Origin of the sequence: Pseudomarimonas arenosa, assembly GCF_014841215.1 — a bacterium.
Lineage (GTDB): Bacteria > Pseudomonadota > Gammaproteobacteria > Xanthomonadales > Xanthomonadaceae > Pseudomarimonas > Pseudomarimonas arenosa.
Genome location: NZ_JACYTR010000057.1, coordinates 20,931 through 30,058 on the forward strand (window position 1 = coordinate 20,931; position 9,128 = coordinate 30,058).

Consider the following 9,128-nt stretch of genomic DNA (forward strand, 5'->3'; position numbering starts at 1 on the left):
CTCAGCGAAACACGATGAAATACATCAGCAGGATATTGCAGAGCAGCAGCGGCAAGGCTGTGCCCACCTGCATGCGAATTACGCCGTGCGGGTCTTTGAGTTCGAGCAGGGCGGCGGGCACGATATTGAAGTTGGCCGCCATCGGCGTCATCAGGGTGCCGCAGTAGCCTGACAGCATGCCGATGGCTGCCAGTGACGCGGCATCGGCGCCGTGCTGCTGTACCAGCAGGGGCAATCCAATGCCCGCGGTCATCACCGGAAATGCAGCAAAGGCATTGCCCATGATCATGGTAAAGGCGGCCATGCCCAGCGCGTAGGCCAGCACCACGGCCAAGCGATTGTCCTGCGGAATCACCGCGCTGATCAGGTGCGATACCGAATCACCGACGCCGGACGCAGCGAATACGCTGCCCAGGGTGGCCAACAACAGTGGCAGGAGGGCGGCCCAGCCAATCGCATCGATCAGCTTGCGTGAGGACTCCAGCCCGGTGGCCGGCGATTCTCGGGTCAGCCAGCAAGCGGCGCCGAGGGCGAGTAGGCAGGCCACGCCGAGGCCGACCACGGTGCTGTGCTGCTCGGCGAACAGTCGCCAGCCGGCGACTTCAACATCTTTCAGCCACAGCGCCACCAGCAAGGTAAACAGCGGAATCACCAGGGCCGGGGCGAAAAGACGGTGCCCAAAGCGCTGTGCATCGGCCTCCTGTTTTTGTGCCGAGACCACCCGTTCAGTGCCCTTGCCCAGGCCGACGCCGGCCAGCAGGGCCAACGCCACCACTGCCGCACCCACCCAAAGCGCCGGAAGCTGTTCGCCAATCAGGAACAACAGGCCAAGTATTGCCCAGAAGGCCGCCAGCACCATTCGCCTGGGATTGCCGAGATCATTCGCGCCGCGAATGGCCAGCCACATGAAGTAGCCGCCACTTAGCCAGTAAATCCATTGCAGACTGATCACGGCGGCGCGCCTTCAGCGACCAGGCGCTCGGTCGCCCGGCGCAGCTGGGTTTCAAAGCGTTGGATGCGAATGGCATGGATGCTGAACGCGCAGATCGCGGTGGGAATTCCCCACAGCGCGATCTGCAGAGGTTCGAGCTCGATGCCCTGCTCGGCATAGAAGCCCTGCATCAGCAGTACGGCACCGAAGGCGATGAATACATCTTCGCCAAAGAACAGGCCGACATTGTCGGTGGCGGCACACAGGCCGAGCAGACGCTGTCGATCGGCTTCGCTGATCGGTCCGATCTTGCTGTCGGCGGCGCCCTCGGCCATCGGCGCCAGCAGCGGTCGCACGGTTTGCGGGTGACCGCCAATGCTGGTCAGACCCATGGTCGCCAGGAGTTGGCGGGCGCCGAGATAGCTGATCAGCAGCCGCGACAGGGTGGCGCCCTTCAGGCTGCTGATCCAGCGCTGCGCGTGCTGGCGCAGGCCGTGACGTTCGAGCATGCCGATCACCGGCAGGGTGAGGAGTACCAGGGCCAGGTAACGCTGCTTGATGAAGGCTTCGCCGATCATCTCCAGCACGGCGATCAGCTGATGTCCGGCCAGCATGCCGGTGAGCAGACCGGCGCTGACCACGATCAACATGGGATTGAGCCGCAGGGCGAAGCCGATGATGACCCAGGCAACGCCGAGCAGCGGCCAATGGCTCACGTACGCTCTCGACGCCCTGGTGGTTCGATGCGCACGCCGGCCTTGTCCAGAGCCGCACGCAGCGCGCGGGCCAGCTCCGCCGCGTCCGGGCGGTCGCCGTGCAGACACAGGGTGTCGACCAGCAGGGGCAGGATTTTGCCCTCACGGGTCTGCACGCGGCTATGCACGGTCATCGCCAGTGCCTGCGCAACGGCCTCATCGCGCGACTCGATTACCGCCCCGGGTTCGCTGCGCGGGGTGAGGCGGCCATCATCTTCGTAGCGGCGCTCGACAAAGCCTTCCGCCGCGCTGCGCAGGCCGACGGTGCGCGCGCAGTCCAGCGAATGCGAGCCGGACAGGCCGATCAGCACCAGCTTCTTGTCGAAGGCGGCAATGGCGTAGGCAATCTGGGTGGCGATGCGCGGGTCCTCGGCGCTCTGGTTGTAGAGCGCGCCATGCGGTTTGACATGGCTGAGGCTGCCGCCCTCGGCCTTGACAATGGCCGACAGGGTTTCCAGCTGAGCGTGGATCAATCCACGCAGATCCGCATCGGAGAGCTGGTGCAGCTCGCGGCCGAAGTTTTCCGGATCAACATAGCCCGGGTGGGCACCGATCCTGACCCCATGCTGCAGACAGAGCTTGACCGCTTGGCGCATGGTGTCGGCATCGCCGGCATGAGCGCCACAGGCAATATTGGCCGAGCTCACCAATGGAATCAGTTCGGCATCGCTGGCCATTCCTTCGCCAACATCAGCATTGAGATCGATACTCAGCATCAGGATGCTCCTTGACCGGAAAGCGCGTTGACCTTGCGCTGATAATGGGCGTTGATCCAACCATGAAAGCCTAACAGGCTGTAGAGCGCACCGGGCAGCGAGTAGGCCCACTGCGGCCAGCCGGGGGACAAGCTCAGTGCGGCAAACAGCGACGCTACGCCCACCCCCATGTGCAGATAGCTGCTGGCGAACTCCCGCTGCAGACACAGGCGCTCGATGGCGTCGAGGCCAATTTTGTCACGTTGGCGCCAGGCGTGCCGCTTCAGCATGAAACTCAGCCAGCCGAGCGAAACGAAGGCGGCTGCGTAGAGGCCAAACATCCAGCGCAGGTCGTCGATGCTCTCTACCTGGTAGGTCGAGGGCAGAAAGCCGTCGGAGAGAAATGCCCACATCGAGCTGAACATCGATTTCAGCGGGTACACGAACACCAGGGCGGTGCCGATATACACCAGGCTCAGCACGGTTGAATGGCCGTCATCGAGACCAAAGCGGCGACTCCAGGTGTTGTGATCCCACCAGAACAGACAGATCACGGTGAAGCTGCAGGCGAACGCCGGCACGCCCTTGAGTGTTTCAATCAACTCTTCGCGATTGCTCGGTACGCTGTCGATGGACACGGCCAGTAGGGTGACCGCGAAGGCAAAGGCGGCATCGACAAAGGCTTCCAGCCGCGTGACCTCGTGGCCACGTTCAAAGAAGCCATCTCCGCGCCGCTCCTGCCGCCTGGCCGGGCTTGCACTCACGGCGCAATCACCACCTTGCCGACCACGCGTCGTTCGGCCATATCGACGAATGCCTGGGCGGCGTCGGCCAGTGAGTAGACTCTGGAAATCTCGGGTCTTAGCTTGCCGCTCTGAATCCAGCTCAGCAGTTCGCCGATCCCCTCGGCATTGCGCCTGGGCTCACGACGGGCGAACTCGCCCCAGAATACGCCGACGATCGAGGCGCCCTTGAGCAAGGGCAGATTCCACGGCAGGGCCGGGATCTCGCCGCTGGCAAAGCCGATCACCAGGTAGCGACCGCGCCAGGCGATCGAGCGAAAGGCTGACTCGGCCAGCTTGCCACCCACCGCATCGAACACCACGTCGACGCCATGGGCGCTGAACGCTTTCACTGCCTGGCGCAGGTCCTGCTGCTCGTACAGCACGACCTCATCGGCGCCGTGCTGTCGACAGACTTCGGCCTTGGCTTCGCTGCTCACGGCGGCCAGCACACGGGCGCCGATGGCCTTGGCAATACCGACCGCGGCCAGCCCCACGCCGCCCGCTGCGCCCAGCACCAGGACAGTCTCGCCTGCCTGCAGCGCAGCGCGATCGCGCAGGGCATGCCAGCTGGTGCCGAAGGCCAGGGCCAGTGAGGCCGCCAGCGGCATCGGCGTGCCAGGCGGCAGGGGCATTGCCATGGCAGCATCGACCACGCATTGCTCGGCAAAGCCGCCGGTGCCACACAGCGCCGCCACCGACATTCCCGACTGCAGGCCTTGCACGCCCTCGCCAACGGCCAGAATCTCCCCGGCGATTTCCGCGCCGGGCACAAAGGGCAGAGCTGGTTGCACCTGATACTTGTTCTGAATCATCAGCAGGTCGGGGAAGTTCAACGAGGCCGCACGCACGCGAATGCTGATCTGCCCCGGCCCAGGCTGTGGCGCAGGCAGCTCTTGCACTTGCAACAGTTCCGGTCCACCCCATTGATGGCAAACGAGTGCTTGCATATCCGGCTCCGCAAAATTCGTTCCGATTGTGCCGGAATTCGGTGTGAAATTGCGGCAAACTTACCAGCCGGTTCCAACATTGAGGCAGCTTGGGTGTTGTCATCCGCGTTTGTTGCGATTCGCGTCGCTTTCGCCGCCACCGTGGTCGGTCTGAACACTGTACTTCACTGCTTACCGCTGTTCGTGGTGGCTTTCTTCAAGCTCATTCCGATCGAGCCTTGGCGGCGCCTGCTATCGGTGGTCTTGATTGCCCTGGCTGAGAGCTGGATTCGGGTCAACAGCGCCGTGTTCGCGGCCATGTCGAACAGCGACTGGCAAGTCGAAGGGCTAGGCCAGCTGCATCGCGACAGGTCTTATCTGGTGCTTTGCAATCATCAAAGCTGGGTCGACATCCCGGTGCTGCAGCGTGCGCTGATTGGCCATATCCCTTTCCTGCGCTTTTTTCTCAAGAAGCAGCTGATCTGGGTGCCATTCCTGGGGCTGGCCTGGTGGGCGCTGGATTTCCCATTCATGACCCGCTACAGCCGCTCCGAGCTGGAGAAGAACCCGTCGCTGCGCGGCAAGGATCGTGAAACCACTCGTCGAGCCTGCGAGAAGTTTCGCAAGCAGGCCGTGTCGGTGATGAATTTCGTCGAAGGCACCCGCTTCACCACCGCCAAGCACCGCGCGCAGAGCAGTCCGTACGTGCACCTGCTCAAGCCCAAGGCCGGCGGCGTTGCCTTCGTGCTCGATGCGATGGGCGACGTTCTGCACGGCGTGGTCGACGTGACGATCATGTATCCAGCCGGCCGACCGACTCTGGTCGACCTGTTGGCCGGGCGCGTGGAGCAGATCAAATTACATGTTCAGGAGCGCCCAATACCGGCTGAGCTGCTGCGCGGCGACTACGAGAACGATGCGGAATTCCGCGCCCGCTTCCAAGCCTGGATTCAGCAGCTATGGCAGGAGAAGGACGCGAAGCTTGAATGCATGGCAGGGGCGTAACAGAGTCGTAGGTGGGCCCTGGCCCGACGTTGTGCGATAAACCTCGCGACAGCAGCTTGGCGGGCCAGGGCTGCGGCGGGTTGGTATGCATATTGGCGGGTCAGGACTGCGGCGGGCTGGTATGCATATTGGCGGGTCAAGACCCGCCCTACGCTGCTGGCGAAATTACTTGTTGGGTGACGGCGACGAAGTGCAGCACGCTGCCGGCCAGCACGAACAGATGCCACACCGCGTGTGAAAAGCGAAGCGACTTGTTGAGGTAGAACACCGCGCCCAGGGTGTAGGCGATACCGCCGGCCAGCAGCCAGCCAAGAGTATGCGCGGGAACCGCTTCAATCAGGGCATCGGCAGCCGGTATCGCCAGCCAGCCCATGGCGAGATACATCAGGGTCGAGGCGACCTTGAAGCGGCCGGTAAAGAATAGCTTGAACAGAATGCCCGCGATGGCCACCGTCCATACCGTCGGCAACAACCAGTCGGCGCCTTGGCCGCGCAACCCAATCAGGGTGAATGGCGTGTAGGTGCCGGCAATCAGCAGGAAGATCGCGCAGTGATCGAGCACCTTGAACACCCGCTTTGCTCTTGGCTGTGGCAGGGCGTGATACAGGGTCGAGGCCAGATAGAGCAGAAACAGGCTGGTGCCGAATACGATGGCCGAGGCCAGCCGCCAGCCATCGCCCCAGACCGCGGCCAGGGTGATCAGTACGGCGCTGGCGGTGATGGCCAGCACGGCACCAATCCCGTGGGTCAGCGCGTTGAGCAGTTCTTCGATCGGGCTGTAGTGGCGTTCCATGCGCATTCCTCCGGGCGCATCGATGAGCGCGCCCAGCCTACACGGAAATGCCTGAGCGTGCGCTCGAGGCGAGCCCTTGATCGTCATCCTGGCGAAAGGTTCGGCGATGTTCTGCGATCAATCCCGCAAGGGCATATGAACCTGCGGGGTGGGTCGCGTCCAGTATCGTGGCGAGAACGGTGGGCCACAGGCCCACCCTACTTCGACTGATTTTCTGCGTGGAACGCGCAGCTATTGAGGTGCGAACAAAGCCGGGGTCGTGATGCTTGCCGAACTTCCGGCTAGCCTAGCACCGCCTTCATCGCCGCCACAAAACGCGGCAGGTTGTCCTCATTCAAGCCAGCGATATTGACTCGGCTGGATGACACCAGATACACCGCGTGTTCCTCGCGCAGTCGGGTCACTTGTTCGGGCGAAATGCCGAGGAAGCTGAACATGCCGCGCTGGCGGGCGATAAAGCTGAAATCGCCATTCACTCCGGCGGCAGCCAACTGCGCGCTGGCCTGCTGGCGAATGCCATTGATGCGGTTGCGCATATGCTCAAGCTCGGTCAGCCATTCCACTTTCAGGGCTTCGTCGCCCAGAATGCGCGCCACAATCGCCGCGCCATGCGCCGGCGGCATCGAGTAGATATTGCGGATCACCGCCAGCATCACTGAACTCGCCGTTTGGGTGGCGGCGCTACTCTCGCCGATCAGGCTGATGGCGCCGATGCGTTCGCGATAAAGGGCAAAGTTCTTCGAGCAGGAACTGCAGAGCAGCATTTCCGGCAGCCGCTCGGCCAGCAGGCGCGGCCCCAGTGCGTCTTGATCGAGACCATCGGCAAACCCCTGATAGGCCATATCGACCAGGGGCATAAAGCCCTGCTTCTCGGCCAGTTCAGCAATCTTCGGCCACAGCTCGGCCGGAATATCGACCCCGCTGGGGTTGTGGCAGCTGGCATGCAGCAGCACCACATCGCCAGCCGGCACCTTGGACAGCGCGTCCAGCATGGCGTCGGCACGTAGACTCTGGGCCTTGCCGTCGTAGTACGGATACTCGGCGATCTTCATGCCGGCGGCCTTGAATACGCTGGGATGATTGCCCCAGGTCGGGTCGCTCATCCATACGGTGGCCTCGGGCCGCGCGCGATGCAGTAGATCAGCGGCCACCCGCAGTGCGCCAGTACCGCCCGGGGTATGAGCCGTGAACACCCGGCCATCGCGGCGGGCCGGATGATCGCCCAGGGTCAGCGCATCGATGCGCGCGTTGAACTGCGGATCGCCAGCCATGCCGAGGTAGGTCTTGGTGACATCTTCGGCCAGGCGCGCCGCCTCGGCCTTCTTTACCGCCGCCATGATCGGCGTCGCGCCGGATTCATCGCGGTACACCCCAACTCCAAGATCAACCTTGAAATCGCGCGGATCTTCGCGATACGTGGCCATCAGGCCCAGGATCGGGTCGGCGGGCGCGGCTTTGAGATGCGAGAACATGGCGGGCCTTTGATGAATTCGACAAAGCAGGGGATTATCGGCCATGCGTCGGCCGCGGGCGAATCTTGCCGATCATGAGCTTACAACGCGCAAGTTGCGCAACAGTCGATTGCATCGCCCCGATCTTCGTGCCAGCGTGGGGCTTTCGACAGGAACTCACCATGCAGGCAGAGCCGCGCAGGCGACGGTCATGGGGCGTGGCGGCCGCGATGAGCATGGTCATGAGCGCTGATGCGGCGCCACCACCGCAAGCCGCGCCGCCTTTCCCGCCACCGGATCCCATGGTCTACCAGATCATCGACGTCGATACGGCGCAGGAACTGGCCGATGCGGCCTGGAATCTGCAGAGCAATCAGGCCATCGTGATCGCGCCGGGCAGCTATGATCTGGCCGCTGTCAGCTTTCCCAATGGCGTCGATGGGCGAATCACCGTGGGGCGGTTTGGGGCGCCGGTGATCTCGAACATCCAGATCCGTGGTGCCACCGACAATCCAGCTGACGTGGTGCTGCGCGGGGCGGGCATGCTGAACCCGATCGTGCCCTACGGTGTGCAGATATTCACCGCGCGAGACGTGCTCCTGGCCAACTTCAGCGTTGGCGAGGTGTATTACCACGCGATTGGCGTGCAAGGCGGGCAAGGGGCGGGCGACATCCGCATCTACAATGTGCGCGCCTTCGATGCCGGGCAGCAGATCATCAAGGGGTCGGGTGCCGGTGCCGACGATGTGAGCATCGAGTACAGTCAGGTCGACTACACGGTGGGCGCAGTGGTACACCCCGAAGGCAGCCCGCCGAATACCTGCTACACCAACGGTATCGACGTCACCGGTGGCGATCGCTGGATCATTCGCGACACGCGAATCGAGCGCATCCGCTGTCAGAACAATGCCATGGCCGGGCCGGCGATCCTGATCTGGCAAGGGTCGGCCGATACCCTGATCGAACGCAATCTGATTCTCGATTCCTCACGCGGCATCAGTATGGGCCTGGTGGCCAGCAGCGATCATAGCGGCGGCATCGTGCGCAACAACCTGATCCGCTGGAATCCGTCGGCCACCTATACCGTCGACGTGCCGATCTACACCACCTCACCCAATGCCAAGATCCTGCATAACACAGCGTTGACGCGCGGTCGCTACGCCAACGGTATCGAGGTGCGCTTTTCCGGAGCGACCGGGGTCGAGGTGGCGAACAATCTGCTTGATGCCGCTGTGTTGCCACGCCAGGGCGCCACTCCGATTCAGAGCGGCAATCGTAGCGATGCGGAGCTTGGCTGGTTTCGCGATGAGGCAAACGGAGACCTCCGCTTGTCCACATCGGGCGAAAGTGCTCTGACTGCGCTGCCGCGACGTATTGACGTGCTCGACGACTGCCTGTCCGAGGCGCGGCCGATCATGACCGAGCCAGGTGCGTGTGGGCGTGACCTGCGCCGGGTGTTTGCTGACGGATTCGAGCTCTGATGCGGTTGGATCAGGTGACGCCGAACCTCAGTAGTTGCGTTTGAGCAAACCGTACGTGGTGCGGGCTGCGCGGCCGGATGTCGTTCGGCGGTGCCAGTGACGTGGTCGAACTGTTCGATCCATTGCCATGAGTTTCACTCTGGCAAACAATGGCTTGAGGTCAGTGAAAGAACACGTTTCTAACCCGGATATTTCATCAGAAGAATGAGTGACGGCGTGGTTTTCCCTTAAGATTCAGTTGTCTACGCTGAATAACAAGGACCACGCCGTCATGACAGAGTGTACCGTTCAAGGCGAACTTTTTGG

General features: G+C 62.8%; 9 protein-coding genes. 2 read left to right on the forward strand and 7 right to left on the reverse strand.

Annotated features, from left to right (window positions below; translation table 11 throughout):
* Position 1: 1 nt before the first annotated feature.
* From IFO71_RS17875 to IFO71_RS17895, 5 genes are read right to left on the reverse strand one after another with little or no spacing between them, the layout of a single operon-like run.
* Positions 2–952, reverse strand: coding sequence for a DUF979 domain-containing protein (locus IFO71_RS17875; protein ID WP_332309407.1), 951 nt, complete (start codon positions 950–952; stop codon positions 2–4).
* Positions 949–1,647 (reverse strand): DUF969 domain-containing protein, encoded by a 699-nt coding sequence (locus IFO71_RS17880; RefSeq protein WP_192031036.1) that lies wholly within the window; start codon positions 1,645–1,647, stop codon positions 949–951. Before IFO71_RS17880 ends, IFO71_RS17875 begins: the two co-directional genes overlap by 4 nt.
* Positions 1,644–2,402 carry a 5-oxoprolinase subunit PxpA gene (locus IFO71_RS17885; RefSeq protein ID WP_225444763.1) on the reverse strand — a complete coding sequence of 253 codons (759 nt, stop codon included), beginning with the start codon at positions 2,400–2,402 and terminating at the stop codon, positions 1,644–1,646. The genes IFO71_RS17880 and IFO71_RS17885 overlap by 4 nt, the downstream gene beginning before the upstream one ends.
* Complete coding sequence (locus IFO71_RS17890) at positions 2,402–3,145, reverse strand: TMEM175 family protein (protein ID WP_192031037.1); 744 nt, start codon at positions 3,143–3,145, stop codon at positions 2,402–2,404. Before IFO71_RS17890 ends, IFO71_RS17885 begins: the two co-directional genes overlap by 1 nt.
* Complete coding sequence (locus IFO71_RS17895; RefSeq protein ID WP_192031038.1) at positions 3,142–4,113, reverse strand: NADPH:quinone oxidoreductase family protein; 972 nt, start codon at positions 4,111–4,113, stop codon at positions 3,142–3,144. The genes IFO71_RS17890 and IFO71_RS17895 overlap by 4 nt, the downstream gene beginning before the upstream one ends.
* Positions 4,114–4,206: 93 nt before the next feature.
* Between IFO71_RS17895 and IFO71_RS17900 the strand changes: the two genes are divergently transcribed.
* Entirely contained in the window at positions 4,207–5,097 is an 891-nt protein-coding gene (locus IFO71_RS17900; protein WP_332309408.1) for an acyltransferase, read from the forward strand.
* Positions 5,098–5,245: 148 nt separating this feature from the next.
* Here the strand turns inward: IFO71_RS17900 and trhA are convergent, their stop codons facing one another.
* Both trhA and IFO71_RS17910 read right to left on the reverse strand, forming a co-directional pair.
* Positions 5,246–5,890 carry a PAQR family membrane homeostasis protein TrhA gene (gene trhA, locus IFO71_RS17905; RefSeq protein WP_425502912.1) on the reverse strand — a complete coding sequence of 215 codons (645 nt, stop codon included), beginning with the start codon at positions 5,888–5,890 and terminating at the stop codon, positions 5,246–5,248.
* A gap of 281 nt (positions 5,891–6,171) precedes the next feature.
* Complete coding sequence (locus IFO71_RS17910) at positions 6,172–7,362, reverse strand: amino acid aminotransferase (RefSeq protein ID WP_192031041.1); 1,191 nt, start codon at positions 7,360–7,362, stop codon at positions 6,172–6,174.
* A gap of 221 nt (positions 7,363–7,583) precedes the next feature.
* On the opposite strand from IFO71_RS17910, the gene IFO71_RS17915 reads away from it, so the two are divergent.
* Complete coding sequence (locus IFO71_RS17915) at positions 7,584–8,822, forward strand: right-handed parallel beta-helix repeat-containing protein (RefSeq protein ID WP_192031042.1); 1,239 nt, start codon at positions 7,584–7,586, stop codon at positions 8,820–8,822.
* The last annotated feature ends 306 nt before the right edge of the window (positions 8,823–9,128 follow it).